Here is a 26,016-nt window from a genome sequence, read left to right as displayed (position 1 = left end):
CGTACGACGGTGAGGGGATGCCGCCACGGCACCGGGCGTGGGCCGTTCGCGGATCACCCGCGGGTCATCTGCGGGGCTGGGCGTCCAGCACCTGCTGGAGGGCCTCGAACTCCTCGACGCACTTGCCGGAGCCCAGGGCGACGGAGTCCAGCGGGTCCTCGGCGATGTGGATGGGCATACCGGTCTCCCGGCGCAGCCGCTCGTCCAGGCCACGCAGCAGCGCGCCGCCGCCGGTGAGCACGATGCCGCGGTCCATCACGTCGCCGGAGAGCTCGGGCGGGCACTTGTCGAGCGTGGTCTTGACCGCGTCGACGATGGAGTTGACCGGCTCCTCCATGGCCTTGCGGACCTCCGCGGCGGAGATCACCACGGTCTTGGGGAGTCCGCTGACCAGGTCACGGCCGCGGATCTCGGTGTGCTCCTCCTGCTCGGTCTCGTAGGCCGAGCCGATGGTGATCTTGATGTTCTCGGCGGTGCGCTCGCCCAGCAGGAGGCTGTACTCCTTCTTGACGTGCTGGATGATCGCGTTGTCCAACTCGTCGCCGGCGACCCGGATGGACTGCGCGGTGACGATTCCACCGAGCGAGATGACGGCGACCTCGGTGGTGCCGCCGCCGATGTCCACGACCATGTTGCCGGTGGCCTCGTGGACCGGCAGACCCGAGCCGATCGCCGCCGCCATCGGCTCCTCGATGATGTGCACCTGACGGGCACCCGCCTGGGTGGACGCCTCGATCACGGCGCGGCGCTCGACCCCGGTGATACCGGACGGCACGCAGACCACGACCCGCGGACGCGCCAGATAGCGCCGCTTGTGGATCTTGAGGATGAAATAACGGAGCATCCGCTCGGTGATCTCGAAATCGGCGATCACACCGTCCTTGAGCGGACGGACGGCCACGATATTGCCAGGGGTCCGGCCGATCATCTTCTTCGCCTCGGCGCCCACCGCGAGGATTCCGCCGGTGTTGGTATTGATGGCGACGACTGACGGCTCGTTGAGGACGATCCCGCGGCCCCTGACGTACACCAGCGTGTTGGCGGTCCCGAGGTCGACAGCCATGTCACGGCCGATGAACGACATGTTGTTCCCCATGAGGATACGTCTGGCCTTCCCAACTGGAGCGAATGCTTACTTGAGGTCGGCAGGATGGGTGCGCTGCGAGGCGCGGAAGCTTCATCGTAGTCTCGCTCGCTCGAACACGACGCGAGGGTCCTCCGCCATTGTCAGCAGAACACGTCCCCGCCCCCTCTCATGGTGACGTCGTGTCGGGGTGTCGCGTTCCCCCGATCGGCCGGCATATGCCAAGGGGCGACCGAAAATAGCGGTCGCCCCCGGTCAGCGGGGTGTGGCCGTGATTCCGCCTCAGACGAAGATGGTGCGGGTTCAGCCGAGTCCGGGGAAGAAAATCTTGATTTCCCGCTCGGCGGATTCCTCCGAGTCCGAGGCGTGAATCAGGTTCTCGCGCGTGATGGTGCCGAAGTCGCCCCGGATGGTGCCGCTCGGCGCCTTGATCGGGTCGGTCGGGCCGGCCAGCGCGCGGACGCCCTCGATGACCCGCTCGCCCTCGACGACGAGCGCCACGATCGGGCCGGAGGACATGAAGCCCACCAGCGGCTCGTAGAAGTCCCGGCCGACGTGCTCGGCGTAGTGCTGCTCCAGCGTGTCGCGGCCGAGGGTACGCAGCTCCAGCGCGGTGACGGCCCAGTTCGCCTTGCGCTCGATCCGGCCGATGATCTCGCCGACCAGGCCCCGCCGAACGGCGTCGGGCTTGAGGAGGACGAGGGTGCGCTGGGTCATGGTGCGGCTCCTTGGGGCAGGCGTCGCGCGGCATGGCGATGTCGCACAGACGGGTGTACGCGGTCGGTGTGTGTGCCGAAGGCTACAGGGGCGGGACGGGTGCGCAGCACCCGGCATCACACCTGGTCATCGGATATTCATCGATCGCTCGGACGGACCGGAACGGCGGCCGCCCGAAGCGGCCGCTGCCGGGCCCCGACCGGGCCCCGTCGTGCCCTCCCGAACCGCCTCCGGACCCCGCCCGGACCACCGCCGGGTCCGGATCCGGCCGGGGCATCCGCTGGTCGAACGGGCCTCCGGCCGGCTTCACGGACGGGCCTCCGGCCGGCATCGCGAACGGGCTTCCGGCCGGCTTCACGGACGGGCCTTCGGCCGGCTTCGCGTACGGCCTCCACCCGGCTTCGCGAACGGGCCGCGCGGGGCGACGGACGCTTGGCCGGCGCCCCCACCGGGACGCATCGCATGGCCGGTCACCCGCGCCAGGCGGGACGCCCGGCTACGCGGCTAGGCGGATCGCTCGGCCGCCGCCTGCGCCGCGAAGCGGGCCTTCGCCTCGTCGACCTTGCGGCCGAAGTGGACCGAGGCCCACCACAGGGCGGCGAAGAGGGCGCCCAGGACGAACATCGTGCCGACGACGAAGCCGCTGAGGATCAGTCCGATCTGGAGCGCCCAGCCGATCTGCACCGCTCCCGGGCGGCTGACCATGCCGCACAGCAGCAGGCACAGCACCATGGCGACGCCGCTGACCGTCCACACCGTGGCGGTCGACAGGTCGGAGGTGTTCATCGCCACCAGCCCGGCGAAGCCGATCACGAAGAACTCGCCTATCAGCGTGCTCGAACACAGGGTTCGCATCTCAGCCCCTCCCCAGCAGCAGCCGGGCCTCGCCCACCGTGATCACGGAGCCGGTGACCAGCACGCCCGCGCCGGTGAACTCGCCCTCTTCCTCGGCCAGCGTGATCGCCGCCTCCAGGGCGTCGTCCAGTCGCGGCTCGACCTGCACCCGCTCCGCGCCGAAGACCTCCACCGCGAGCGCCGCCAGCGCGTCGGCGTCCATCGCGCGGTGGGTGGAGTTCTGCGTCACCACGATCTCGGCGAAGATCGGTTCGAACGCCTCCAGGAAGCCGCGCACGTCCTTGTCGCCGCTGGCCCCGACCACGCCGATGAGCCGGCTGAAGCCGAACGCCTCGGAGATCGCGGCGGCCGTGGCCTGCGCGCCCGCCGGGTTGTGCGCGGCGTCCAGCACCACGGTCGGGCTGTGCCGCACCACCTCCAGCCGGCCCGGCGAGGTGACGGAGGCGAACGCCCGGCGCACCGTGTCGATGTCGAGCGTGCGGGCGTGCTGCGAGCCGATGCCGAAGAACGCCTCGACCGCCGCCAGCGCCACCGCCGCGTTGTGCGCCTGGTGCGCCCCGTGCAGCGGCAGGAAGACCTCGGGGTACTCGCCGCCCAGCCCGCGCAGCGTCAGCAGCTGTCCGCCGACCGCCACCTCGCGCGCCAGCACGCCGAACTCCAGGCCCTCGCGCGCGACCGTGGCGTCCACCTCGACGGCCTTCTTCAGCAGCACCGAGGCGGCGTCCACCGGCTGCTGCGCGAGCACCACGGTGGCGTCCTTCTTGATGATCCCGGACTTCTCGACCGCGATCTCCTCGGGCGTGGCGCCGAGCCGGTCGGTGTGGTCCAGCGCGATGGGGGTGACCACGGCCACGCCCGCGTCGATCGCGTTGGTGGCGTCCCAGGTGCCGCCCATGCCGACCTCGACCACGGCGACGTCCACCGGGGCGTCCGCGAAGGCCGCGAAGGCCATGGCGGTGAGCACCTCGAAGAAGGACAGCCGGTACTGCTGCTGGGTGTCGACCATCTCGATGTACGGCTGGATGTCCCGGTACGTCTCGATGAACCGCTCGGCGGAGATCGGCGCCCCGTCCAGGCTGATCCGCTCGGTGACCGACTGCACGTGCGGGCTCGTGTAGCGCCCGGTGCGCAGGTCGAAGGCGGCCAGCAGTGCCTCGATCATGCGGGCGGTGCTGGTCTTGCCGTTGGTGCCGGTGATGTGGATCGACGGGTACGCGCGCTGCGGCGAGCCGAGGATGTCCAGCAGCGCCTCGATGCGCACCAGCGACGGGTCGAGCTTGGTCTCGCCCCAGCGGCTGGCGAGCTCCGTCTCCACCTCGCGCAGCGCGCGGTCGACCTCGGGGTCGGTGGGGCGGGCCGGGATCGGGTCTCCCGTCGGCGGCCCGGCCTGCGTGCGCAGGGTGCGACTCCCCGCCTCGATCACCGCCAGGTCGGGGTCGCGGTCGGTCTCCGACTCCACGATCTCGTCGAACTCGTCGATCGGACCGGGCGTGGAGTCGGGGTCGTCGTTTCGGGGGCGCTCGCTCACGCGGACCAGTCTACGAGCCCCCTGTGACAACACCGGCCGGACAGGCGGACGAGGCCGGATCCGACCGGCGCCCGGGTGGTGCGGGCCACGCACCACACCACACCCGCACCCACACCCACACACGCACGGCGGGCCCGTACGGATGCGACATCCGTACGGGCCCGCCGTGGGGTGGTGCCGGGGTCAGCCCTGCGGCAGGTTCGCCAGCTGGGCGGTGATCCGGGCGATGTCCGCCTCGGCGGCCGCCTTCCGGGTGCGGATCTTCTCGACCACGTGGTCGGGGGCCTTGCCCAGGAAGGCCTCGTTGCCGAGCTTCGCCGTGGTCTGCGCCAGGTCCTTCTCGGCGGCCGCGAGGTCCTTGGCCAGCCGCTTGCGCTCGGCCGCGACGTCGATGGCGCCGGACAGGTCCAGGGCCACGGTCGCGCCCGCGACCGGCAGCGAGGCGGTGGCGGTGAAGTCGTCACCGGCCGGCTGGAGCCGCAGCAGGGCACGCATGGCGTCCTCGTGGGCCGCGAGCCCCGGAAGCACGGCGTCCTCCAGGTCGAGCCGGGCCGGGACCCGCTGGCCGGGCTGCAGGCCCTGGTCGGCGCGGAACCGGCGGACCTCGGTGACCACCTGCTGGACGGTCTCGATCTCCCGCTCGGCGGCCGGGTCGCGGAAACCGCTGTCGACCGGCCATGCGGCGATGACGATCGACTCGCCGCCGGTGAGGGAGGTCCACAGGGTCTCGGTGACGAACGGGACGACCGGGTGCAGCAGCCGCAGCGTCACGTCCAGGACCTCGCCCAGGACGCGGCGCGAGGCGTCGGCCTCGGGGCCGCCCTTGAGGAAGGTGGTCTTGGAGAGCTCGACGTACCAGTCGAAGACCTCGTCCCAGGCGAAGTGGAACAGCGCGTCGGAGAGCTTCGCGAACTGGTAGTCGTCGTAGTAGGCGTCGACCTCGGCGATGACCGCGTTGAGCCGGGACAGGATCCAGCGGTCCTCGGGCCGCAGCCGCTCGGCCGGCGGCAGCTCGCCCTCCACCGTCGCGCCGTTCATCAGCGCGAAGCGGGTGGCGTTCCAGATCTTGTTGGCGAAGTTGCGGGAGCCCTGCACCCAGTCCTCGCCGATCGGCACGTCGGTGCCCGGGTTGGCGCCCTTGGCCAGGGTGAAGCGGACGGCGTCGGAGCCGTACTTGTCCATCCAGTCCAGCGGGTCGACGACGTTGCCGAAGGACTTCGACATCTTCTTGCCGCGCTCGTCCCGCACCAGGCCGGTGAGGGAGATGGTGTGGAAGGGCGCGACACCGTCCATCGCGTACAGACCGAACATCATCATCCGGGCGACCCAGAAGAAGATGATGTCGTGGCCGGTGAGCAGGACGTCGGTGGCGTAGAACTTCTCGAGGTCCGGGGTCCGGTCCGGCCAGCCGAGGGTGGAGAACGGCCACAGGCCGGAGGAGAACCAGGTGTCGAGGACGTCGGTGTCCTGGTGCCAGCCCTCGCCCGTCGGCGGCTGCTCGTCCGGTCCGACGCAGACGACCTCGCCGTCCGGGCCGTACCAGACCGGGATGCGGTGGCCCCACCACAGCTGGCGCGAGATGCACCAGTCGTGCATGTTGTCGACCCAGTCGAAGTAGCGCTTCGACATGTCCTCCGGGTGGATCTTCACCACGCCGTCGCGGACGACGTCGCCGGCGGCCTGGGCCAGCGGGCCGACCTTGACCCACCACTGCATGGACAGCCGCGGCTCGATCGTGGTCTTGCAGCGCGAGCAGTGGCCGACGGAGTGCACGTACGGGCGCTTCTCGGCGACGATCCGGCCCTGGGAGCGCAGGGCGCCGACGATGGCTGAGCGGGCCTCGAAGCGGTCCAGGCCCTGGAAGGGACCGTGGACGGTGATGTTGCCGCGCTCGTCCATGACCGTCAGCGAGGGCAGGCCGTGGCGCTGGCCGATCGCGAAGTCGTTGGGGTCGTGCGCCGGGGTGACCTTGACGGCACCGGTGCCGAACTCGGGGTCGACGTGGGTGTCGGCGACGACCGGGATGGTGCGGTCCGTCAGCGGCAGCTTGATCTGCTTGCCGATGAGGTGGGCGTAGCGCTCGTCGTCCGGGTGGACGGCCACGGCGGTGTCGCCCAGCATGGTCTCGGCGCGGGTCGTCGCGACGACGACGCTGTCCTCGCCCTCGCCGTACCGGATCGAGACGAGCTCGCCGTCGTCCTCCTGGTACTCCACCTCGATGTCGGAGATGGCCGTGAGGCAGCGCGGGCACCAGTTGATGATGCGCTCGGCGCGGTAGATCAGCTCGTCGTCGTAGAGCCGCTTGAAGATCGTCTGGACGGCGCGGGACAGGCCCTCGTCCATGGTGAAGCGCTCACGGCTCCAGTCGACGCCGTCGCCGAGGCGGCGCATCTGGCCGAGGATCTTGCCGCCGTACTCCTCCTTCCACCGCCACACGCGCTCGACGAACTCCTCGCGCCCGAGGTCGTGCCGGGACTTGCCCTCCTCGGCGAGCTGCTGCTCGACCTTGTTCTGGGTGGCGATGCCGGCGTGGTCCATGCCGGGCAGCCACAGCGACTCGAAGCCCTGCATGCGCTTGCGCCGGGTGAGCGCGTCCATGAGGGTGTGCTGGAAGGCGTGGCCCAGGTGGAGCGAGCCGGTGACGTTCGGCGGGGGGATGACGATGGTGTACGAGGGCTTGTCGCTCTTCGCGTCGGCCGTGAAGTAACCGCGCTCTACCCAGCGCTCGTACAGCTGCCCCTCTACCTCGGCCGGTGCGTACTGGGTCGGCAGTTCAGGGTGGCTGTTCGGCCCGCTCGCGGGGCTCTGCTGAGTGTTCTCGGTCACGACGGTCAGTCTAAGGGGCCCCGCCACTCCGTTACGAACCCGTTGTCGCCCCGGCGTCAAGCGTCCGTATGACGTCGGGAAGGATGTTGCGCATCTGTCGCGAGCATCGAAGAGCATTCCGTCGCATCGAAGAGGGGCACGCTTGAGCTACCACCAGCCGCCACCGCAGCCCGGGCCCTACGGGTCCCAGCAGGGCCCGTACGGCGCAGGTCAGCCACCGATGCCGAATCCCTACGCCCAGCAGCCCGGTTACGGCTACCCCCCGGCCGGCGGCGGCCAGGGCCAGCCCGGCCCGTACCCCCAGACGCCCGCTCCCGGCCCGTACGCGCAGCAGCCGGCCCCCGGCCCGTACACCCAGCCGGGTCCCTACGGCCAGCCGGCGCAGCCGCAGGCCCCGGCGCAGACCCAGGCCCAGCCGGGCTACGGCTACGGTTATCCCCCGCCCGCTCCCGCCCCCCGCGGCGGCAAGGGCAGGAAGCTCGCGCTCGCCGGCGGGGCGCTGCTGGCGCTGGCCGCGGTGGGCGTGGGCGCCGTCCTGCTGACCGGCGGCGGCTCGGGCGACTCCGGCCCGCACAAGCTGACCACCCCCGACACCGTCGCCGGCGACTACGCCCGGCAGGGCTCCGGCACCAGTGAGAAGGACCTTTCCGAGTCGGGGCAGCAGCAGCTGAAGCAGGTCCCCGGCGTCAAGGATCCGCACCTGGTGGCCGCCAACTACCTCAGTTCCGGCAAGCAGATGATGAAGTTCACCGGCGTCTGGGGCGAGATATCCGACCCCGCGCGGGGAGCCGAACTCGCCCTCGCCGGCATCGTCAAGGCCCTCCAGGACAGCGACACGGCCCAACCCCAGGGCGCGGCCCAGAGCTTCACCCCGGACGGCTTCGACGGGGACGTACTCAAGTGTCAGATGTTGAAGTTCGCCTCCCCCAAGGGATCCATGGAGGCCCCCGCGTGCGTCTGGGGCGATAAGAGCACGCTGGGCGTCACGGTGATGGCGGACCCGGCCGCGGCCGTCCTGGGCAGCGGCGGCATGTCACTGGAGGACGCGGCGGAACTCACGGCGAAGGTACGGAAGGACGCACGCGTCGAGATCGACGGGTAGCACATCGGGCCCGCCCCGAAGGCAACACGCAATCAAACGAAGGACTGACATGAGCTACAACCAGTACGGGCAGGGCCAGCCGCAGCAGCCCGGTCCCTACGGGCAGGGCCAGCCCCAGCAGCCCAACCCGTACGGCCAGGGCGGCACGGCCGGCCAGCCGGGGTACGGCTACCCTCAGCAGCCCGCGGGGCAGCCGAACCCGTACAACCAGCCGACGCAGGCGGCGGGCTACGGCTTCCCGCAGCAGCCGCAGCCGGGCCCGTACGGCCAGCCCCAGCAGCCGGCGCCGTACGGCCAGCCGCCGCAGGTGCCGATGCCCCCGCAGGGCGGCGGCAACAAGAACAAGACGATAGGTCTGGTCGTCGGTGCCCTGGTGGTGGTCGGCGCGATCATCGGCGGCGTCCTCATGTTCACCGGCGGTGACGACGACGGCAAGAAGGGCAAGAAGGGCAAGGGCGGCCAGAAGGTCACCGTCCCCGGCGCCAACGGTGGTGGCGGCGACGTCCCGGTCGACAGCAAGAAGTACAAGCTGCAGACCCCGCCGGTGCTGGTTGGTGAGTACAAGAAGGACCCCACCAGCGGCGCCGACGACTCCATCTTCTCGGACAGCAAGTCCGAGCTCTCCCAGCTGGGGGTCGTGACCACGGACTCCACCGGAGCCGAGTACAAGGCCGGTGAGGGCCTCTCCGCCAAGCAGATGCAGTTCAGCGGTGTCTGGGGGACCGTCAGCGACCCGAACAAGGTCGTCGACGCGATGTTCGCGAAGATGGCCGAAGAGGCCAAGAAGGACCCGGACCTCGGCGGCGGCGGCACCGCGGCCCTGGACGGCAGCCCGCAGCAGATCAACGCGCCGGGCCTGGACGCGGGCGCCGTGCTCAAGTGTCAGAACGTCAAGTTCACCGGCGCCGCCGGCACCAGCGCCTCGTTCACCATCCCGTTCTGCATCTGGGGCGACAGCAGCACCATCGGCTATGTGGCGCTCAGCGACGCGGCGGCCATGACCTCCGGCAAGACCGTCACGCTGGAAGAGGCCGGCGCGACCACCGCCAAGGTGCGCTCCGAGACTCGCGTCGCCCTGCCGTAGCGCCCTTCCGCCACGGCCCGCCGTCGCGTCCGCGTCGCCCAGCCCACCGGTTCTCAGCGAACCCCGAAGGGGAACCCCATGAGCTACAACCAGCCGCCGCCCCAGCCCGGTCCGTACGGGGGCGGTCAGCCCAACCCGTACGGCGGGGCGCCGCAGCAGCCCCCGGGCGGGTCCAATCCGTACGCGCAGCAGCCGGGGTACGGCTACCCGCAGCAGCAGCCGGCCGCGCAGCCCGGCTACGGCTACCCCCAGCAGCCGCCCGCGCAGTCGGGGTACGGCTATCCGCAGCAGCCGGACCCGGGTCAGGCGCCGCCTCCGCAGCAGCCGGGCGGCGGGAGCAACAGGACCAAGGTGATCGCGATCAGCTCGGCGGCCGTGGTGGTCGTCGCCGCGGTCGCCGTGGGGGCCTTCTTCCTGACCGGGAAGGGCGAGTCCACCGACGCGATGCGGCTGGTCACACCCAACTCGCTGCACGACGACGACTACGAGCTGGACAAGGACACCAAGGCGCTCAAGGACGCCGGGACCAGCGTGCAGCAGGACATGCCCGAGGGCACCACCTCGGTGCTGGCCTCCTACAAGCACGCCGACGACCCGAACTCCGGTCTGTCCTTCTCCGGGATGTACGGCGACATCGGCGACCCCGCCAAGATCCAGGACGAGATGTTCAAGAGCTTCGAGTCCGGGGGCAAGGCCGCGGTCGAGAAGAAGCGCGCGTCGTTCCAGCCGAACGGCGCGGACGGTCCGAAGCTCAGCTGCGAGGTCGTCAAGATGTACGACGAGTACTACGCGCCGGTGTGCGCCTGGGCGGAGAAGACGGACGCGGCGATGGTGCTCGACCTGGACGCGGACAACACCAATGTCGACGACGTCGACGTGGAGGAGTTCGCGAAGGTGACCGCCGGGATCTACGAGGAGACGCGCAAGCCGGCCGAGTGACCGACGGCGGCGCGGAGCGGACGCGCGGAGGGGCCGCACGGCAGCACGCCGTACGGCCCCTCTTCCGTGTGTCGGCTACGCGCTCTTCTCGTGCCGCTCCCCCGGCTCGCCGCCGCGGGTGCGCGGCACGAGCGTCGGGTTGACGTTGGAGTGGACGACGTCGGCGGTGATGACGACGCGGGCCACGTCCTTGCGGGACGGCACCTCGTACATCACCGACATCAGGACCTCTTCCATGATGGCGCGCAGTCCGCGCGCGCCGGTGCCGCGCAGGATCGCCTGGTCGGCGATGGCCTCCAGGGCGGGCCGGTCGAAGTCCAGCTCGACACCGTCGAGTTCGAAGAGCCGCTGGTACTGCTTGACGAGCGCGTTGCGCGGCTCGACGAGGATCTGCAGCAGCGCCTCGCGGTCCAGGTTGTGCACCGAGGTGATGACCGGAAGTCTGCCGATGAACTCCGGGATCATCCCGAACTTCACCAGGTCCTCCGGCATGACCTCCTGGAACTGGTCGCTCGCCTCGATCTCCCGCTTGGAGCGGATGGTGGCGCCGAAGCCGATGCCCTTGGCGCCGGCGCGCGCCTCGATGATCTTCTCCAGACCGGCGAAGGCGCCACCCACGATGAACAGCACGTTCGTCGTGTCGATCTGGATGAACTCCTGGTGCGGGTGCTTGCGGCCGCCCTGCGGGGGCACCGAGGCGGTGGTGCCCTCCAGGATCTTCAGCAGGGCCTGCTGGACGCCCTCGCCGGAGACATCGCGGGTGATCGACGGGTTCTCGCTCTTCCGGGCGACCTTGTCGATCTCGTCGATGTAGATGATGCCGGTCTCGGCCTTCTTGACGTCGTAGTCCGCGGCCTGGATCAGCTTCAGGAGGATGTTCTCCACGTCCTCGCCGACATAGCCCGCCTCGGTGAGGGCGGTGGCGTCGGCGATGGCGAAGGGCACGTTCAGCATCCGGGCCAGCGTCTGGGCGAGCAGCGTCTTGCCGGAGCCGGTGGGGCCGAGCAGCAGGATGTTGGACTTGGCCAGCTCGATGCCGTCGTCGCGGTTGCCGCCGTTCTCGCCGGCCTGCACCCGCTTGTAGTGGTTGTAGACGGCGACGGACAGCGCCTTCTTGGCGGCCTCCTGGCCGACCACGTAGCCCTCGAGGAACTCGTAGATCTCGCGGGGCTTGGGAAGCTCTTCCCAGCGCACCTCGGAGGTCTCCGCGAGCTCCTCCTCGATGATCTCGTTACAGAGGTCGATGCACTCGTCGCAGATGTACACACCCGGGCCTGCGATGAGCTTCTTCACCTGCTTCTGGCTCTTTCCGCAGAACGAGCACTTGAGCAGGTCGCCGCCGTCACCGATGCGTGCCACGAGGTGCTTCCCCTTCGCCTGGGATCCGCTTTGCTCCGCGGACCCGAGTGCTTGCGCTGCGCTTGCTGCTTGTTCGCCTGGAGGCAGGCCCCAGCCCCCTATGACGGTACCTTGCCGGGCCCGGTGTGCGGGCCCCCCTTGGACCGACTCGGTGTGCGGACCGTGTCCGCCGTTCCCGGTCCAAGGGGGCGACCTGGGCAAGGAGCGCGACCGTGCCGCGCTCGTACGCCACTCGTACGCGTCAGCGCCGGGTCCGGCGCCGCCTACGAGGCGTCTCCGTCAGACGCCGACGGAGGTCTTGCGGGTCGACACGATCTGGTCGACCAGGCCGTAGGCCAGCGACTCCTCGGCGGTGAGGATCTTGTCGCGCTCGATGTCCTCACGGATCTTCTCGATCGGCTGGGTGGAGTGCTTGGCCAGCATCTCCTCCAGCTGCGAGCGCATCCGCAGGATCTCGTTGGCGGCGATCTCCAGGTCGGAGACCTGGCCCCGGCCGGTCTCGCTGTACGGCTGGTGGATCAGCACCCGCGCGTTGGGCAGCGCCATCCGCTTGCCGGGGGTGCCGGCCGCGAGCAGCACGGCCGCGGCGGAGGCCGCCTGGCCCATGCAGACCGTCTGGATGTCGGGCTTCACGAACTGCATCGTGTCGTAGATCGCGGTCAGCGCGGTGAACGAGCCGCCCGGCGAGTTGATGTAGATCGAGATGTCACGGTCCGGGTCCATCGACTCCAGGCACAGCAGCTGCGCCATCACGTCGTTGGCCGAGGCGTCGTCGATCTGCACGCCGAGGAAGATCACGCGCTCCTCGAAGAGCTTGGCGTACGGGTCGTACTCGCGGATGCCCTGCGAGGTGCGCTCGACGAAGCGCGGAACGACGTAGCGCGACTCGGCCCGGGGGCCGGCGTAGCGGCTGATGCCGGAAAGGTTGTTCATGTGGGTGTCACCGTCCTCGTGATGAGCGATCAAGGGCTGGGGCGGAGGGCGCTCAGGCGCCGGTGCCGCCGCCGCCCGGCACCGCCGCGGCGGTGGTCATGACGTCGTCGATCAGGCCGTAGTCCTTGGCCTCCTCGGCGGAGAACCAGCGGTCGCGGTCCGAGTCACGGGTGATCTGCTCGACCGACTGACCGGTGTGGAAGGCGGTGAGCTCGGCCATCCGCTTCTTGGTGTGCAGCAGCCGCTCAGCGTGGATCTTGATGTCCGAGGCGGAACCGGCCAGCCCGGCGGAGGGCTGGTGGATCAGGATCTCGGCGTTCGGCAGCGCGAAGCGCTTGCCGGGCGTGCCGGCGCTCAGCAGGAACTGACCCATCGACGCGGCGAGGCCCATCGCGATGGTGACCACGTCGTTCTTGATGTACTGCATGGTGTCGTAGATGGCCATGCCCGCCGAGATCGAACCACCGGGGCTGTTGATGTAGAGGTAGATGTCCTTGTCCGGGTCGGCGGCAAGGAGCAGCAGCTGCGCGGTGATCTTGTTGGCGATGTCGTCGTCGACGGGCTGACCGAGGAAGATGATCCGCTCGCCGAGCAGTCGGTTGTAGACCTGGTCGCCGAGGCCACCGAGGTTGGGCTCGCTGGCGGCGGAAGGCATCGGAATCGTCACGTGTCCACCTGCTCGTCTCTGACGGCGGCGCGCGCCGTCTCAGCATCATCTTCGGGTTCTTCCGGGCTCCGGGGACTCCCCTGCCCTCGTATCTACGGACCCTAACGCGCTGGTGACCGGCCGCCATCCCGCATCAGGAACTGTTCGCTCTGAGCGCAGGTTCACCCCCGGTGAGACCCACGCCCCGGGCCGCCGAGCGGCCCTGATCACCGCGCTCGAACAGCACCCGGCGTCCCCGGCCCGCCCCGGTGGGCCAACCGCGTGCCGGGGGGACCGCGCGCGGCCACGTCGGCGCGCGGGGGTGCCGCCCATCCCGGGCACGACGTATGGGCCCGCCTCCGCGGGTGGAGGGCGGCCGCCCGCGCCATGGGGGGGGCGGGGCGGCTGGGGCCGCTCACGCGGGGCGGCGCCACGCGGGCCCGCCCGGGGTGCCGTCGTGGGCCGCTACGCGGGCCCGCCCGGGGCTGCCCCCATGGGCCGCTCCTGCACACCGGCCCCGACCCCGCCGGTGCCCACCGGCCCGACCCCGCCGGCCCTGGCGGGCACCCGCGCGGGCTCGCTCAGCGCCTCACCGGGGGTACGGTGCGGCCGCGCGCAACGCTGTGCAGGCACGGCGGGCGGGGAGAGGCGAGCGACACCAGAGCGCGACACCGGCGGGTCGCTGGGCGTGGGGCGGGGCGCCGGAGCGGCCGCGCCTGGGTGGCACGCCGGCCCGTGCGCGGGGTGGCGGGACACCGGCCGGCGGCTCGGCATGGGGCAGGGCGCCGGAGCGACCGCTCGACACAGGGGCGAGGTGCGCGGCGCGGGGGCGGCCGCGTCTGCTGGTGCCGAGCCGGCCCGTGCGGGGGTGTCTGCGGGCTTCAGAGGCATGGTGGGCCGTCACGGCAAGGCGGGGCGCGACGGGGCCGACCAGGAGCCCGCCACGGGCTTCGGCCGGGAGCGGGCCCCGTGGTCGGGAGCCGGGTCCCCAGGGCCGCGGTACGCACGTTCTCGCGCGGACCTCGCCCTCCACTCGGCGCCGGCGTCGACTGGCTGGCCCGCGCCGCGCCGCGCGGACGGCGGCTGGTCCGCGACCGGCCGCCGCGGCGTCCGCGCGGGCGCCGCGGCCGTGGGCGTTGCTCGCCGCACCGCGGCCCTCCTGGTCGCAGCCTCGCGGCCCACCGCACTTCGGCCGGCCGATGCCGTGCCCGCGCGGGCGACTACGGGAGCTCTCGGCGCCGGGAAAGGCCGCCCTGGCATGGGGCGCGGCGTATCCGCGGGCTGGGGCCCGGCTGAGCGGCCCCGCGTACCCGCGCGGGGTACGCGGTCCCGTCGGGGCCCCGCGCGGGCGCCGTGTCCGTGAGTGACTCGCTGACGCCCAGCCCCTTGGGCGAATCGCGAGGCCGTGCCGGCCCGAAGAGGAGCTCAGCGGTGCGAGGCACGGGTGTCGGCAGGCAGGGGGGACGCAAGGCAGCCGGAGCACAGCCCCGGAGGCCCGGCGCCGCGTGGGGCCCGCGCCGACGGGTGCCGCGCCCGGCGGGCCCCGCGGCCTTCCCGCCCGTAGGCCCGGGCGAGCGGCCCCGCGCGAGCGCGCGGGGGGTACTGGTCCCGCCGGGGCCCCGCGTGGGGCGCCGCGTCCTTGAGGGACTCGCTCACGCGCTCGGGCGCCTCGGGTGATCGGGCAGGGCCGCGCGGGCCGAGAGGAGCCCGGCGGTGCGGGGGCACGGGTGTGGGCGGGCAGGGGACGCGCGGGAGCCGGAGCGCGGCCCCGGACGCCAGCGCCGCGTACGGCCCGCGCCGACGGGTGCCGCGCCCGGCGGGCCCCGCGACCTCCCCGCCCGTAGGCCCGGGCTGAGCGGCCCCGCGCGGGCACGCGCCGGGTACGCGGTCTCGCCGGAGCCCGCGCGGGCTCCGCGTCCTCGAGTGCCCCTCTGACGCGCTCGGGCCCCTCGGGCGAGGCCGTGCCGCCGCGGAGAGGCGCCCAGCGGTTACGCGGGACGGGTGTCGGCGGGCAGGCGGACACGCGGAAGCCGCAGCGCGGAAACCGCAGCGTAGAAACCGCAGCGCGGAAGGCCGGACGCCCGGCGTCGGGGGCGGCCCGCCGGGGCCGGGCCGCGCGTCCCGGGCCCGGCGACCTCCCCGCCCCCGGGCCCGGGCGACAGAGGCCGCGTACGGCCGCTGGAGGGGCTCCCGAGAACGGGAACGGGCCCGGGAGCGCAATGCGCTTCCGGGCCCGTTCACACGAGCTGTCAGGGGCTCAGAGCGCCCCCGAGGCTCAGCTCTCGGTCTTCTCCTCGGCGGCCTCGGCGGCCTCCTCGGTGGTCTCGGAGGTGGCCTCGACCGTCTCGGCGGTCTCGTCCTCGTCGTCCAGGTCCACGACCTCGCCGTTGCTGTCCTTGACCGTGGCGGCCTCGACGACGACCGCGAGGGCCTTGCCGCGGGCGACCTCGCCGACGAGCATCGGCACCTGGCCGCCCTCGACGACGGCCTGGGCGAACTGGTCCGGGCTCATGCCGGAGGACTGCGCACGGCGCACGAGGTGCTCGGTGAGCTCCTCCTGGCCGACCGACAGCTTCTCCTTGTTGACGAGCTCGTCGAGGACGAACTGGGTCTTGATGCCCCGCTCGGCCTGCTCCTTCGTCTCGGCGTCGAACTCCTCGACCGTCTTGTCCTGCATCTGGAGGTAGGCCTCCAGGGACAGGCCCATCTGGCCGAGCTGGTGGTGCTCCAGGTTGTGCTTGCGGGTCTTGATCTCGTCCTCGAGCAGCTTCTCGGGCATCGGGACCTCGACCAGCTCCAGGAGGGCGTCGAGCACCTTCTCCTGGGCCTGGGTGGCCTGCTCGAACTTGCGGGCCTGCTCCAGCCGCTTGCGGCTGTCGGCCTTCAGCTCGTCGAGGGTGTCGAACTCGCTGGCCAGCTGGGCGAACTCGTCGTCCAGCTCCGGCAGCTCACGGGCCTTGACCTCGGTGACGTCGACCTTGACCTCGGCCTCCTTGCCCTTGGCGGAGCCGCCCTTGAGCTCGGAGGTGAAGGTGGCGCTGCCGCCGGCCTCCAGGCCGGTGACGGCGGCGTCGATGCCGTCCAGCAGCTCGCCCGAGCCGATGGTGTAGCTGACGCCCTTGGCGACGCCGTCCGCGAGGACCTCGCCGTCGACCTTGGCCTCCAGGTCGATGGTGACGACGTCGCCCTCGACGGCGGCGCGCTCGACGACGGAGGTGGTGGCGAAGCGGTCGCGCAGCTGCTCGACCGACTTCTCGATGTCCTCGTCCGAGACCTCGACGGCGTCGACGGTGACCTCGATGCCGGAGTAGTCCGGGATCTCGATGGTCGGGCGGACGTCCACCTCGGCGGTGAAGGTCAGCAGCTCGTTGTCCTTGAGCTCGGTGATGTCGACATCGGGCTGGCCGAGCGGGTTGAGCTCACCCTCGTTGACGGCCTCGGTGTAGAACTTCGGGAGCGCGTCGTTGACGGCCTCCTCCAGCACGGCGCCACGACCGAACCGCTGGTCGATGACCCGGGCCGGGATCTTGCCCTTGCGGAAGCCCGGCACGCTGACCTGCTGGTTGATCTTCTTGTACGCCGCGTCGAGGCTGGGCTTGAGCTCCTCGAAGGGCACCTCGACAGTGAGCCGAACCCGAGTCGGGTTCAGGGTCTCCACGGCGCTCTTCACGGTTCGGTCTCCTTGGGGCTGACTTCTCGGTATCTGCTGACGCTGGGCTTCAGCGGTCGGGCTTCAGCGGTCCAGCTGATCGCGCCCGGTAGCAGAGAGACACAGACGCGCAGCTTGCATAGTAACCGCACGCCGGATGAGCCCCACAATGTGATCTTGCCGGTGTGATGGTCGGGGTGGCCGGATTCGAACCGACGACCTTCCGCTCCCAAAGCGGACGCGCTACCAAGCTGCGCCACACCCCGTCGGTGCGACACGTAGGGTACATGGCCAGGAGGGGCCCTGGCTGCTGCTTTTCCGCTGGCAGGCGGGGGTGTGCGGGAAACCCACCGGACCCGCTACGATGCACACCGTGCCGTGCCCCGAGGTCCTCGACCGAAGGGGTGTTCACCGGCGCGCGCGGGCGTAGCTCAATGGTAGAGCCCCAGTCTTCCAAACTGGCTACGCGGGTTCGATTCCCGTCGCCCGCTCCATGGTCCGGCCCGGCCGGGGGTGTCCCCCGACCGGGCCGTTCGCGTTCCCGCGCAGCACGACCGCCGACTTCCCACGCAGGACGACCGCCGACGCCATCCGGCGCCGGACACACCCCACCCGACACCCGGCGCGCGGCCCGCCGCGACGCGCCCCCGGGGCACGCCCGAGCGCGGACACGCCTCCGCCCGCGCTCCGCACCTCAGGGCGCCCCGCCTTCACCCGTACGCGCCCCACCCGACCGTTCGCGATCGCGACGCCCGCCGGGGGGAGCCGCACGCGGCAAGCGCCGACGAGACGGACCGGGGCGGGGCGGGCTCAGGGGTTGATATCGCCGATCGTCTCCGCGACCGAGTCCAAAAAGTTCTGAATGTCCGGGGCCATGTCCGTCGAGGCGAGCAGGAAGCCGAAGAGCGCCGCGACGAGCGCCGGCCCCCACTTCACCTGGCCCTGGCGAATCATCAGCACCAGGATGATGCCCACCAGGAGCACCAACGAAAGGGAAATGGCCACAACAGATCACTCACCTCGGTCGCCACACGTCTCACCAGCCCGGGAGGCACACGACCCCGCACACCCCCCGCCACCACCATCGTGCCATCAACTCGCCCCGCGTTGGAGGCCGCTGGTGAATCGTCGGACAGTCCTCGACCCCGCCGACGACCCTCTCGAGCCACCCGCCGACCATCCCGGAACGACGACCGGAAAGTGACCCCACACACAATTCGAGGGTATGCACGGCGGGCCGAATTCGGAGTCGATCAGTCACGGGGAGTCGGAATTCCGAATTCGACGAAGAACCACTCGGCGAACCGCCAAAGCGCCATTGATTTGGACATTTCACCCGCGTCGGTTCCGGGGCATATGCACCGTTTAAACAGGATGAAACCGTACAGATCGGTCATCGTACGGAGATCAATTCACTTACGGCTATGGAAAATCCCCGAGCGTCAAAGGGGAGCACTCCGTGGTTTTACGAATTGCGCGCGCGGCGCTATCGTGCCGCAGATGTTCCCCGCTCCCCCCGCCCGTGTACGCGAGGCCGCTCCCCGCCCCGCCGAGCCCGCCCCACCGGGCAAAGGTCAGCCGAAGCAGCGAGACGCGTTCTTCGACAACGCCAAGTACCTCGCCATCGTGCTGGTCGCCATGGGGCACGCGTGGGAGCCGCTGACCGACGGCAGTCGGGCCGCCGAGGCCCTGTACATGACCGTCTACGCCTTCCACATGCCCGCGTTCATCCTCATCTCCGGCTACTTCTCACGCAGTTTCGACATGCGGCCGGACCGTCTCCAGCGGCTGATCACCGGCGTGGCGGTGCCCTACGTGATCTTCGAGCTCGCCTACACGCTCTTCAAGCGCTGGGCCGACGACGACCCCACGTACGACTTCAGCCTGCTCGACCCCTGGTACCTCACCTGGTTCCTGGCCGCGCTCTTCGTCTGGCGGTTGACCACGCCGATCTGGAAGCTGGTGCGCTGGCCCGTCCCGCTCGCCCTGGCGATCGCGGTGCTGGCCTCCGTCTCCCCCGACATCGGCGACGACCTCGACCTCCAGCGGGTGCTGCAGTTCCTGCCCTTCTTCGTGATCGGCCTGTGTATGAAGGCCGAGCACTTCCAGCTGATGCGACGGCGTGAGGTGCGGCTGCTGTCCCTCCCGGCGTTCGGCTGCGCCGTGCTGGTGGCCTACTGGGCAGCCCCCCGGATGAACTCCGCCTGGTTCTACCACCGCGACAGCGTGCAGGAGCTGTCCGCTCCGCCGTGGACCGGCCCGGTGATGACCCTCGCGCTCTTCGGCTGCTCCATGCTGCTGGTCGTCTGCTTCCTGTCCTGGGTGCCCCGGCGCCGGATGTGGTTCACGGTGCTCGGCGCCGGGACGCTCTACGGCTATCTGCTGCACGGCTTCCTCGCCAAGGGCTCCCGCTTCTGGGGCTGGTTCGACGAGTACGCCTGGCTGCACAAGCCGCTCGGGGAGATCGCCGTCTCCCTGATCGCCGCCGCGGTGGTCACCGCCCTGTGCACACCACCCGTCCAGCGGATGTTCCGCTGGGCGATGGAACCCAGGATGGCGTGGGCGTTCCGGAAGACGTCGCCGAGCCCGCAGACGTCACCGGGGCCACAGACGTCGCCGACGCCATGGACGTCATCGACGCCATGAACGTCCTGCCGGACGGCGGGCGGGGCGGGCGGTCACTGCTTCTGCCCGCCCGTCGCCAGGGCGGCCGAACGCAGCGCCGCGCGGGCCGGTAGCGAGGTGGCGGCCAGCCCCACGGCAACCGTCGCACCCGCGAAGGCCGCGTACAGCAGCGGCGGGATATAGGGGTCCTCCCCCGTCATTCCGCGCACCATGGGCACCAGGGTGGCGAGAGCGATCGCGGTGCCCAGGACGATGCCCGCGACGGCCACCAGCAGCGCCTCCCACTGGACCATGCCCAGAACCTGGCGCCTGGTGGACCCCACCAGGCGCAGCGTGCCCAGCTCTCGGCGGCGGTCCAGGACCGTCATGACCAGGGTGTTGGCGGCGGACACGGTGGCGAAGCCGGCGAGCACCGCCGCCATGGTGGCGTTGGCCCAGGCGTTGACCGCGCGGTCCTCGTCCTCCGCGGCCGCGTAGCCGTCGGCGTCCCCGACCTCCCCGAGCGTGGCGAGGCGGGCGGCCAGGGCGGCCCGGTCCACGCCGTGCTCCGCGCGGACGAGCACATCGCCGTCGTACGCCGCGGTCACATGCGGCGCGAGGGCCGCGCGGGCCAGCGTGACCTGAGAGAGGCCCAGCCCGCGGCCGTAGGTGGCCACGACCCGGGGCGACAGCTCGGTGCCGTCCGGGAGCCGCAGATCCAGCCGGTCGCCGACCTTCACCCGGGCGGAGCGTGCGAGCAGGGCGTCGACGGCCACCGTGCCGGGGCGGCCGATCTCCTCGGATCGGCCGGTGCGCACGTCCAGGTCCTGGACGGCCGCCAGGTCGCGGCCGCCGTTCGACACCCCCTGGGCGGAGGCGCTCTCCAGCCAACGGTCGGCGCCCGAGCCCACCGGGACCAGCACGCCGGTGCGCAGGACGCCGACGGCGGTGGCGACGCCGGGCGTCGCGGCGGCCCGCGCGGCGGTGTCGGCGGGCAGCCCCTCGGGCCCTCCGATGACGTGGTCGGCCACGATGCCCGCGCGGCGCTGCTCGGTCATCACATGGTCCTCGCTCGTGTGGAGGAACACCAGCGTGGAGGCGAAGGCCATGGCGAGCACGATCGGGGTGATCGCGGAGGCCAGGCGGCGGGCGTTCGCGCGGGAGTTGGCCGAGGCCAGCTCGGCGGGGGCGGAGCCCGCGCGGAGCGGCAGGCCCAGCAGCCAGGCGCAGCAGCGGGCGATGACCGGGCCGAGCAGGGCGACCGCCAGCATGAAGAGCATGACGACGCCGAGCGCCGCGTTGGCCGCGTCCTCGCCGGACTCGTGGGCGGCCACACCCGCCAGCGCGACGCCGCCGGCCAGGGCTGCCACGCCGAGCGGGGTGCGGATCCAGCCGGGTCGGAGGCGTTCGACGGCGGCCTCGCCGAGCGCCTGTCCCGGCCTGATCCGGGCGGGCCGGCGGGCCGCGATCAGCCCGGCGAGCAACGAGGTGAGCAGGCCGGCGCCGACCGCCGAGACCAGCGGTATCCAGGAGACGGCGAGCTCCACCGGTGCGGGGATCGCCCCTTTCTCCTTGAGCTGGCCGAACCACCAGTGCGCCAGCGCGATGCCGGGCAGGCAGCCGAGCGCGCCCGCCGCCGGCGCCACCAGCAGCGCCTCGGTGGCCACGGAGCGACGGATCTGTCGCGGGGTGGCGCCGATGGCGCGCAGCAGCGCGAACTCGCGGCCGCGCTGGCCGATGGAGAGGGCGACCGTGCCGGCGGTGGTGAAGACGGCGACGGCCGCCGCGATACCGCCGAAGGAGCCGCCGAGGGCGACCAGCATCTCCTTCGCCCCGGCCAGGCCGGACTCCTCGGCGCCGCCGCGGTCCTCGCCGGTGTGCACCCGGGCGGCGGCCGCGGCGCGCGCATCCGCGCCGCGCGGCTCGTCGAGGGCCTTCTTCAGCCGGTCGGCCAGCCGGTCCGGCGTGACGCCGGACGTCGGGCGGACCAGGATCGCGTCGATCCGGTCGGAGTGCCCCGATGCCTCCCGCGCCCGGTCGTCGGGGAACCAGACCGTGGGCCCGGCCTCGGCGCGGGCGCGGGCCACGCCCGCCACGCGGACCTCCCGATCACCGGCGGGCGTGGTCAGCGCGGTCCGGTCGCCGGGGCGGACGCCCAGCGCCCGCGCGGCGGCGGCGTCCAGCACCACCTCGCCGCCGCGCGGAGCGGCGCCCGCGCTCAGGGTCACCCCGGTGAGCGGGGCGGCGCCCCAGCCGTGCGCGGTCAGCGCCTCCTCGTCGCCGCGCACGGGGAAGGTCATGTCGGGCGCGGCGGCGGCCACCCCGGGCGTACGGGCCACCGTGGTCAGGAGGGCGGCGTCCAGCCGGGCCCGGTCGGGCACCGGCGCGGCGCCGTCTTCGCGGTCCTCGCCGTGGCCGACGGGCAGATGGGACGTCTGGTCCGCGGCGACGACCACGGGGGCGTCGGCGTAGCGCCGCGGGGGCGCGGAGGCTCGTATCCCGGTCTCCAGAAGGATGCCGCAGGCGGACACGATGAACGCGGCCAAGGCCAGCGCGACGAAGGTGCCGACAAAGGAGGACGGTTTGAACCGCACCGCCGCGCGGGCCAGCCCGTTGGTCAGGGACCTCATCCCACCGCTCCGACCATCGGGCGCGTGCCGGCGGTGAGCCGGGTCATCCGGGCGGCGATCTCCGCGGCGGAACCGCGGCTGAGGCTGTCGGCGAGGGTGCCGTCGGCAAGGAAGAGCACCCGGTCGGCGTAGCCGGCGGCGACGGGGTCGTGGGTGACCATGACGACGGTCGCCCCGAGCCCGTCCACCGCCTGCCGCAGCAGCGTCAGCACATCGGCCGCGGTGCCGGTGTCCAGGGCGCCGGTCGGCTCGTCGGCGAAGACCACGTCCGGGCGGGTGACCAGGGCGCGGGCGATGGCGACGCGCTGCTGCTGGCCGCCGGAGAGCTGCCCGGGGCGGCGCCGCGCGTGCTCGCGCAGCCCGACCCGGTCCAGCACCTCGCGGGCGTGGTGCCGATCGGGGCGCCGCCCGGCGAGCCGCATCGGCAGCACGACGTTCTGCTCGACGGTGAGGGAGGGCAACAGGTTGAACGCCTGGAAGACGAAGCCGAGGCGACTGCGGCGCAGCGCGGTGAGCTTGTTCTCGCTCATGCCGGTGATCTCGGTGCCGCCCAGGAGGACCGAGCCGGCGGTGGGCCGGTCCAGCCCGGCGGCGCACTGCAGGAAGGTCGACTTGCCGGAGCCGGAGGGGCCCATGACGGCCGTGAAGCTGCCGCGCGGCAGGGCGAGATCGATTCCGCGCAGGGCGTGGACGGCGCCCGACCCCCGCCCGTACTGGCGGCGCACACCGCGCAGTTCCACGGCCCAGTCCCCCGTGCTCAGGGGCGCCTCCTCCGCCCGCGCCCGCCGCCGCTTACCGCCCAGCCCCATGGCCGTCCGTCCCTCCGCCTCGTCCGTTCGTTCAGCCCCTCGAACGTACGGAGGGGAAGGGGGCCGGGACCATGGCGACTGCTGGCGGATCGGAGGTGGGGAAAACCCGAGCATGAGGCCGGGGTTGTCCCGAGGTGGGGCCGCGCGGGACCGCGCGGGCGGCGGGTGAGCCGGTCAGTCGGCCAGTCCCAGCAGGCGACGGACTTCGGCGTACTTGGCGGTGAGGCGGTCGCGGGTCGCCGGGTCGAGGGCGGCGAGACGGTCCGGGTCGGCGTTGTGCGCCACATCCGCCTCCTTGATCAGCAGGGCGCCCGGGGTGGCCAGGACGCGGGCGGTGTACTCCGCGAGCGACTCGCCCGGCACCTTCGTCACGGCGCGGATCATGTCCTTGGTCCACGGCGACAGCGCCGCGTCGGCGAGCCACTCGGCGGTGACGGCGCCGTCCTCCACGGCGTCGTGCAGCCAGGCGGCGGCGATCTGCTCGTCCGTGCCGCCGCGCTCCCGCACGCCGGCCGCCACCGCCGCCAGGTGCTCGACGTAGGGCCGGCCCGCCTTGTCCCGCTGCGCCGCGTGTGCCCGCCGCGCCAGCCGCTCGACCTCCGCCAGGCTCAGCGGGCTCGTCCCGGCGTCTCGCTCGGCGATTCTCCGGGCGTTCGTCCCGGCATCCATCTCGGCTCCTCCCAGGCCGGTCAGTGCCGGCAGATCAGCAGCAACGCGCGGTCGTCGTTGACGTCCTTGGCCACGGTCTCGATCAGGTGCCAGGCCGCCCCGTTGAAGCCGGCCGTCACATAGCGGTCGGCCTCGCCGGTGAGCCGGTCCATGCCCTCGCTGATGTCCCGCTCCGCCGTCTCCACGAGCCCGTCGGTGAAGAGCATCAGGACGTCGCCCTGGCGCAGGGTGCCCTTGACCGGGTCGAACTGGGCCCCGTCGTAGACGCCCAGCAGCGGGCCTTCCGCCGCCTTCTCCTCCCAGCGGCCGGTGCCGGCGTTCAACTGGAGGGCGGGGAGGTGGCCGGCGGACAGCAGCTCGTAGTCGCCGCTGTCGAGGTCCAGGACGAGGTGGACGGAGGTGGCGAAGCCCTCGTCCCAGTCCTGGCGCAGCAGATAGCCGTTGGCGGCCGGGAGGAAGCCGTGCGGGGGCAGCGAGCCGAGCAGTCCGCCGAAGGCACCCGACAGCAGCAGCGCGCGGGAGGCCGCGTCCATGCCCTTGCCGGAGACGTCGGTCAGCACGACCTCCAGGGTCCGCCCGCCGTTGGTGCGGGCCGCGACCACGAAGTCGCCGGAGAAGGACTGGCCGCCGGCCGGGCGCAGCGCCATCTCCCGGTGCCAGCCGCGCGGCAGTCCGGGCAACTTGCTCTGCACCCGGATGCGTTCGCGCAGGTCGAACAGCATGGTGCCGCCGCGCCGCCAGGGAACGCCGACTCTGCTGCGGAACTGGGCGATCAGCAGCCCGAAGAAGCCCACCGCGGCGACGACCAGGATGGTGCCGGGCGTGACCCGGGCGGCGCCTCCCGACCCCGGATAGGGGCCGAGGACCGCGGACTCCACGATGAGCGCCGCCGCGGCCGCGGCGTAGAGCGCCAGCAGGCTGGCCGGGCGCAGCAGCAACCCGCCGGCGACGATCGGCAGGACGAGGGCCGAGGGGGCGCACCAGTCGGGTTGGGCGATGGTGCCCAGGGCGATGGCCGGCACGGCGAGCAGCAGGGTGGCCAGCGCCAGCCAGTCGGAGCCGTCGCCGCGGAAGTAGTCGACCCCGGCTTTGCGCACGCTTGTCCGGGCCCGGTGCAGCGCCTTGCGCATCCGGGCCGTGGGGCTGTCCGCTCCGCCGCTACCAGTCATTGCTTTGGGACCCTATCGATCCGTTCGGACGCGCGTCGATTCGCGGTGTCCCGAACCACCCGCCGGGGTGGGGCGAACCGGTGGGTATCGCCGTGCCCGATCAGGGGGAAAATCGTTCGCGCGCGACGGAACCGGGCTGATAGTCCTGGCCACATGACCACGGAGCTACGGGTGCTGCGCGCGGAGGACTGGGACGAGTGGTACGGGGTCTTGGACGGCGCCTTCGGCGGCGCCCTGGAGTCCCGGGCGGAGCGCGCGCTGTGGCGCGAGCTCGCCGAGGTGGAGCGTTCCCTGTGCGCCTGGGACGAGGACCTGATCATCGGCTCGGCGGGCGCCTTCAGCTTCCGGGTGTCGGTCCCGGGCGGGGCGCTGGTGCCGGCGGCCGGCGTGACCATGGTCGGGGTGCGGGCGACCCACCGGCGGCGCGGCGTGCTGACCGCGATGATGCGCCGGCAGTTGGATGACGTACGCGCGCTGGGCGAACCCCTCGCGGTGCTCACCGCCTCGGAGCCCGCCATCTACGGCCGCTTCGGCTACGGCATCGCTACGCAGAGTGCGTACGCCGAGATCGACACCTCGCGGGTCCGGATCGATCTTCCGCAGGGCACCGAGGGCATACGGCTGCGTCAGAGCACCCCCGAGGCCGCGCGGTCGGCCTGCGAGGGCGTCTACGCGCAGCGGGTCGCCACCCGGCCGGGCATGCTGGTGCGACAGCCGGGTTGGGACCGGATGCCGCTGCTCGATCCACCGGGCAGGCGCAAGGGCTCCTCACCACTGCGCTGCGTGCTGGCCGAGTCGGCGGGCGGCGAGGTGCTCGGCTACGCGCGGTACGCGATCATCGCGGAGTGGCTGCCGTCCGGCCCGGAGGGCAAGGTGGTCCTGACCGATCTGGAGGCGCTGACTCCGGCCGCGTACGCCGCCCTGTGGCGCTACCTGTTCGAGCTCGATCTGACCTCGACGCTCAGGCTGAGCTCCCGCGCGGTCGACGATCCGCTCTGGCAGTTGGTGTCCGACGTTCGGCGCTGCAAGGTCGGGGTGCGGGACGCGCTGCACGTACGACTGGTGGATGTCGGCGCGGCGCTGGAGGCGCGGACGTACCCCGTCCCGGTCGACGCCGTGCTGGAGGTGGTCGACCCGTTCTGCCCGTGGAACGAGGGGCGTTGGCGGCTGGCGGGCGACGCCAAGGGCGCCTCCTGCAAGCGCGTCGACGACACCGAGCCGGCCGATCTGCGGCTGGGTGTCCGCGAGTTGGGCGCCGCCTATCTGGGCGGGGTGGCGCTCTCCGCGCTGGCCGGCGCGGGGCGGGTGCACGAGCTGCGGCCGGGGGCGCTGGCGGAGGTGTCGACGGCGTTCGGCAGCGATGTCGCGCCGTGGCTGCCGCACAGCTTCTGACGGCCGCGCGGCGCCCGGGGG

General features: G+C 72.1%; 19 protein-coding genes and 2 tRNA genes. 6 read left to right on the top strand and 15 right to left on the bottom strand.

Features of this window, described 5'->3' with window-relative positions:
• Nucleotides 1-64: 64 nt before the first annotated feature.
• The 5 genes from LRS74_RS22970 to LRS74_RS22950 all read right to left on the bottom strand — a co-directional run bounded on the left by LRS74_RS22970 (nucleotide 65) and on the right by LRS74_RS22950 (nucleotide 7,010).
• A complete protein-coding gene (locus tag LRS74_RS22970; RefSeq protein ID WP_144383784.1) occupies nucleotides 65-1,084 on the bottom strand; it encodes a rod shape-determining protein in 1,020 nt (339 codons plus the stop codon).
• 303 nt (nucleotides 1,085-1,387) lie between these two features.
• Complete coding sequence (gene ndk, locus LRS74_RS22965) at nucleotides 1,388-1,801, bottom strand: nucleoside-diphosphate kinase (RefSeq protein ID WP_277742785.1); 414 nt, start codon at nucleotides 1,799-1,801, stop codon at nucleotides 1,388-1,390.
• A 504-nt stretch (nucleotides 1,802-2,305) separates the two neighbouring features.
• Nucleotides 2,306-2,656 carry a DUF4233 domain-containing protein gene (locus LRS74_RS22960; RefSeq protein WP_277742784.1) on the bottom strand — a complete coding sequence of 117 codons (351 nt, stop codon included), beginning with the start codon at nucleotides 2,654-2,656 and terminating at the stop codon, nucleotides 2,306-2,308.
• Nucleotide 2,657: 1 nt separating this feature from the next.
• Nucleotides 2,658-4,184 carry a folylpolyglutamate synthase/dihydrofolate synthase family protein gene (locus LRS74_RS22955; RefSeq protein ID WP_277742783.1) on the bottom strand — a complete coding sequence of 509 codons (1,527 nt, stop codon included), beginning with the start codon at nucleotides 4,182-4,184 and terminating at the stop codon, nucleotides 2,658-2,660.
• Between the two features lie 183 nt (nucleotides 4,185-4,367).
• The gene (locus tag LRS74_RS22950) at nucleotides 4,368-7,010 is read right to left on the bottom strand and encodes a valine--tRNA ligase (protein WP_277742782.1); all 2,643 of its coding nucleotides are present in this window, start codon (nucleotides 7,008-7,010) and stop codon (nucleotides 4,368-4,370) included.
• Nucleotides 7,011-7,230: 220 nt separating this feature from the next.
• Here LRS74_RS22950 and LRS74_RS22945 point away from each other — a divergent pair, with 220 nt between their 5' ends.
• The 3 genes from LRS74_RS22945 (at nucleotide 7,231) to LRS74_RS22935 (ending at nucleotide 10,135) form a co-directional block, all read left to right on the top strand.
• Nucleotides 7,231-8,112, top strand: coding sequence for a hypothetical protein (locus tag LRS74_RS22945; protein WP_277742781.1), 882 nt, complete (start codon nucleotides 7,231-7,233; stop codon nucleotides 8,110-8,112).
• A 49-nt stretch (nucleotides 8,113-8,161) separates the two neighbouring features.
• Entirely contained in the window at nucleotides 8,162-9,196 is a 1,035-nt protein-coding gene (locus LRS74_RS22940) for a hypothetical protein (protein ID WP_277742780.1), read from the top strand.
• Nucleotides 9,197-9,274: 78 nt separating this feature from the next.
• The gene (locus LRS74_RS22935; RefSeq protein ID WP_277742779.1) at nucleotides 9,275-10,135 is read left to right on the top strand and encodes a hypothetical protein; all 861 of its coding nucleotides are present in this window, start codon (nucleotides 9,275-9,277) and stop codon (nucleotides 10,133-10,135) included.
• A gap of 75 nt (nucleotides 10,136-10,210) precedes the next feature.
• Here LRS74_RS22935 and clpX read toward each other — a convergent pair whose 3' ends face one another.
• From clpX to LRS74_RS22910, 5 genes are all read right to left on the bottom strand, one after another.
• Nucleotides 10,211-11,494, bottom strand: a complete 1,284-nt coding sequence (gene clpX, locus LRS74_RS22930) for an ATP-dependent Clp protease ATP-binding subunit ClpX (RefSeq protein WP_144383572.1) — start codon at nucleotides 11,492-11,494, stop codon at nucleotides 10,211-10,213.
• Nucleotides 11,495-11,773: 279 nt separating this feature from the next.
• Nucleotides 11,774-12,427 carry an ATP-dependent Clp protease proteolytic subunit gene (locus LRS74_RS22925; RefSeq protein ID WP_144383571.1) on the bottom strand — a complete coding sequence of 218 codons (654 nt, stop codon included), beginning with the start codon at nucleotides 12,425-12,427 and terminating at the stop codon, nucleotides 11,774-11,776.
• 52 nt (nucleotides 12,428-12,479) lie between these two features.
• On the bottom strand, nucleotides 12,480-13,082 hold the full coding sequence (locus tag LRS74_RS22920) for an ATP-dependent Clp protease proteolytic subunit (protein ID WP_277744883.1): 603 nt from the start codon (nucleotides 13,080-13,082) through the stop codon (nucleotides 12,480-12,482).
• 2,266 nt (nucleotides 13,083-15,348) lie between these two features.
• Nucleotides 15,349-16,743, bottom strand: coding sequence for a trigger factor (gene tig / locus LRS74_RS22915; protein WP_277742777.1), 1,395 nt, complete (start codon nucleotides 16,741-16,743; stop codon nucleotides 15,349-15,351).
• Nucleotides 16,744-16,911: 168 nt separating this feature from the next.
• Nucleotides 16,912-16,988: transfer RNA gene (locus tag LRS74_RS22910), tRNA-Pro, on the bottom strand.
• Between the two features lie 154 nt (nucleotides 16,989-17,142).
• Between LRS74_RS22910 and LRS74_RS22905 the strand changes: the two genes are divergently transcribed.
• Nucleotides 17,143-17,216, top strand: a tRNA-Gly gene (locus LRS74_RS22905).
• Nucleotides 17,217-17,532: 316 nt separating this feature from the next.
• Here the strand turns inward: LRS74_RS22905 and LRS74_RS22900 are convergent.
• Nucleotides 17,533-17,727 carry a hypothetical protein gene (locus LRS74_RS22900; RefSeq protein ID WP_144383569.1) on the bottom strand — a complete coding sequence of 65 codons (195 nt, stop codon included), beginning with the start codon at nucleotides 17,725-17,727 and terminating at the stop codon, nucleotides 17,533-17,535.
• A 495-nt stretch (nucleotides 17,728-18,222) separates the two neighbouring features.
• Between LRS74_RS22900 and LRS74_RS22895 the strand changes: the two genes are divergently transcribed.
• Complete coding sequence (locus LRS74_RS22895; RefSeq protein ID WP_277742776.1) at nucleotides 18,223-19,368, top strand: acyltransferase family protein; 1,146 nt, start codon at nucleotides 18,223-18,225, stop codon at nucleotides 19,366-19,368.
• A 32-nt stretch (nucleotides 19,369-19,400) separates the two neighbouring features.
• On the opposite strand, the gene LRS74_RS22890 is transcribed toward LRS74_RS22895, so the two are convergent.
• From LRS74_RS22890 to LRS74_RS22875, 4 genes are all read right to left on the bottom strand, one after another.
• Nucleotides 19,401-21,956, bottom strand: coding sequence for an ABC transporter permease (locus LRS74_RS22890; protein ID WP_277742775.1), 2,556 nt, complete (start codon nucleotides 21,954-21,956; stop codon nucleotides 19,401-19,403).
• The gene (locus LRS74_RS22885) at nucleotides 21,953-22,765 is read right to left on the bottom strand and encodes an ABC transporter ATP-binding protein (RefSeq protein WP_277742774.1); all 813 of its coding nucleotides are present in this window, start codon (nucleotides 22,763-22,765) and stop codon (nucleotides 21,953-21,955) included. Before LRS74_RS22885 ends, LRS74_RS22890 begins: the two co-directional genes overlap by 4 nt.
• A 174-nt stretch (nucleotides 22,766-22,939) precedes the next feature.
• Nucleotides 22,940-23,434 (bottom strand): HD domain-containing protein, encoded by a 495-nt coding sequence (locus LRS74_RS22880; protein WP_277742773.1) that lies wholly within the window; start codon nucleotides 23,432-23,434, stop codon nucleotides 22,940-22,942.
• Nucleotides 23,435-23,454: 20 nt separating this feature from the next.
• Nucleotides 23,455-24,603 (bottom strand): PP2C family protein-serine/threonine phosphatase, encoded by a 1,149-nt coding sequence (locus tag LRS74_RS22875; protein ID WP_277742772.1) that lies wholly within the window; start codon nucleotides 24,601-24,603, stop codon nucleotides 23,455-23,457.
• Between the two features lie 153 nt (nucleotides 24,604-24,756).
• Here LRS74_RS22875 and LRS74_RS22870 point away from each other — a divergent pair, with 153 nt between their 5' ends.
• On the top strand, nucleotides 24,757-25,995 hold the full coding sequence (locus LRS74_RS22870) for a GNAT family N-acetyltransferase (protein WP_277742771.1): 1,239 nt from the start codon (nucleotides 24,757-24,759) through the stop codon (nucleotides 25,993-25,995).
• The last annotated feature ends 21 nt before the right edge of the window (nucleotides 25,996-26,016 follow it).

Source organism: Streptomyces sp. LX-29 (assembly GCF_029541745.1).
Classification (GTDB): Bacteria; Actinomycetota; Actinomycetes; order Streptomycetales; family Streptomycetaceae; genus Streptomyces.
The sequence above is the reverse complement of the archived record's forward strand: the minus strand, read 5'-3'. Positions and strand labels throughout refer to the sequence as shown.

What these genes read in the sequence shown, in the direction of transcription:
- LRS74_RS22970 (WP_144383784.1), bottom strand. Translation starts at nt 1,084, where the DNA reads ATGTCGTTCATCGGCCGTGACATGGCTGTCGACCTCGGGACCGCCAAC.
- ndk (WP_277742785.1), bottom strand. Translation starts at nt 1,801, where the DNA reads ATGACCCAGCGCACCCTCGTCCTCCTCAAGCCCGACGCCGTTCGGCGG.
- LRS74_RS22960 (WP_277742784.1), bottom strand. Translation starts at nt 2,656, where the DNA reads ATGCGAACCCTGTGTTCGAGCACGCTGATAGGCGAGTTCTTCGTGATC.
- LRS74_RS22945 (WP_277742781.1), top strand. Translation starts at nt 7,231, where the DNA reads ATGCCGAATCCCTACGCCCAGCAGCCCGGTTACGGCTACCCCCCGGCC.
- LRS74_RS22940 (WP_277742780.1), top strand. Translation starts at nt 8,162, where the DNA reads ATGAGCTACAACCAGTACGGGCAGGGCCAGCCGCAGCAGCCCGGTCCC.
- LRS74_RS22935 (WP_277742779.1), top strand. Translation starts at nt 9,275, where the DNA reads ATGAGCTACAACCAGCCGCCGCCCCAGCCCGGTCCGTACGGGGGCGGT.
- LRS74_RS22925 (WP_144383571.1), bottom strand. Translation starts at nt 12,427, where the DNA reads ATGAACAACCTTTCCGGCATCAGCCGCTACGCCGGCCCCCGGGCCGAG.
- LRS74_RS22920 (WP_277744883.1), bottom strand. Translation starts at nt 13,082, where the DNA reads ATGCCTTCCGCCGCCAGCGAGCCCAACCTCGGTGGCCTCGGCGACCAG.
- LRS74_RS22895 (WP_277742776.1), top strand. Translation starts at nt 18,223, where the DNA reads ATGTTCCCCGCTCCCCCCGCCCGTGTACGCGAGGCCGCTCCCCGCCCC.
- LRS74_RS22890 (WP_277742775.1), bottom strand. Translation starts at nt 21,956, where the DNA reads ATGAGGTCCCTGACCAACGGGCTGGCCCGCGCGGCGGTGCGGTTCAAA.
- LRS74_RS22885 (WP_277742774.1), bottom strand. Translation starts at nt 22,765, where the DNA reads ATGGGGCTGGGCGGTAAGCGGCGGCGGGCGCGGGCGGAGGAGGCGCCC.
- LRS74_RS22880 (WP_277742773.1), bottom strand. Translation starts at nt 23,434, where the DNA reads ATGGATGCCGGGACGAACGCCCGGAGAATCGCCGAGCGAGACGCCGGG.
- LRS74_RS22875 (WP_277742772.1), bottom strand. Translation starts at nt 24,603, where the DNA reads ATGACTGGTAGCGGCGGAGCGGACAGCCCCACGGCCCGGATGCGCAAG.
- LRS74_RS22870 (WP_277742771.1), top strand. Translation starts at nt 24,757, where the DNA reads ATGACCACGGAGCTACGGGTGCTGCGCGCGGAGGACTGGGACGAGTGG.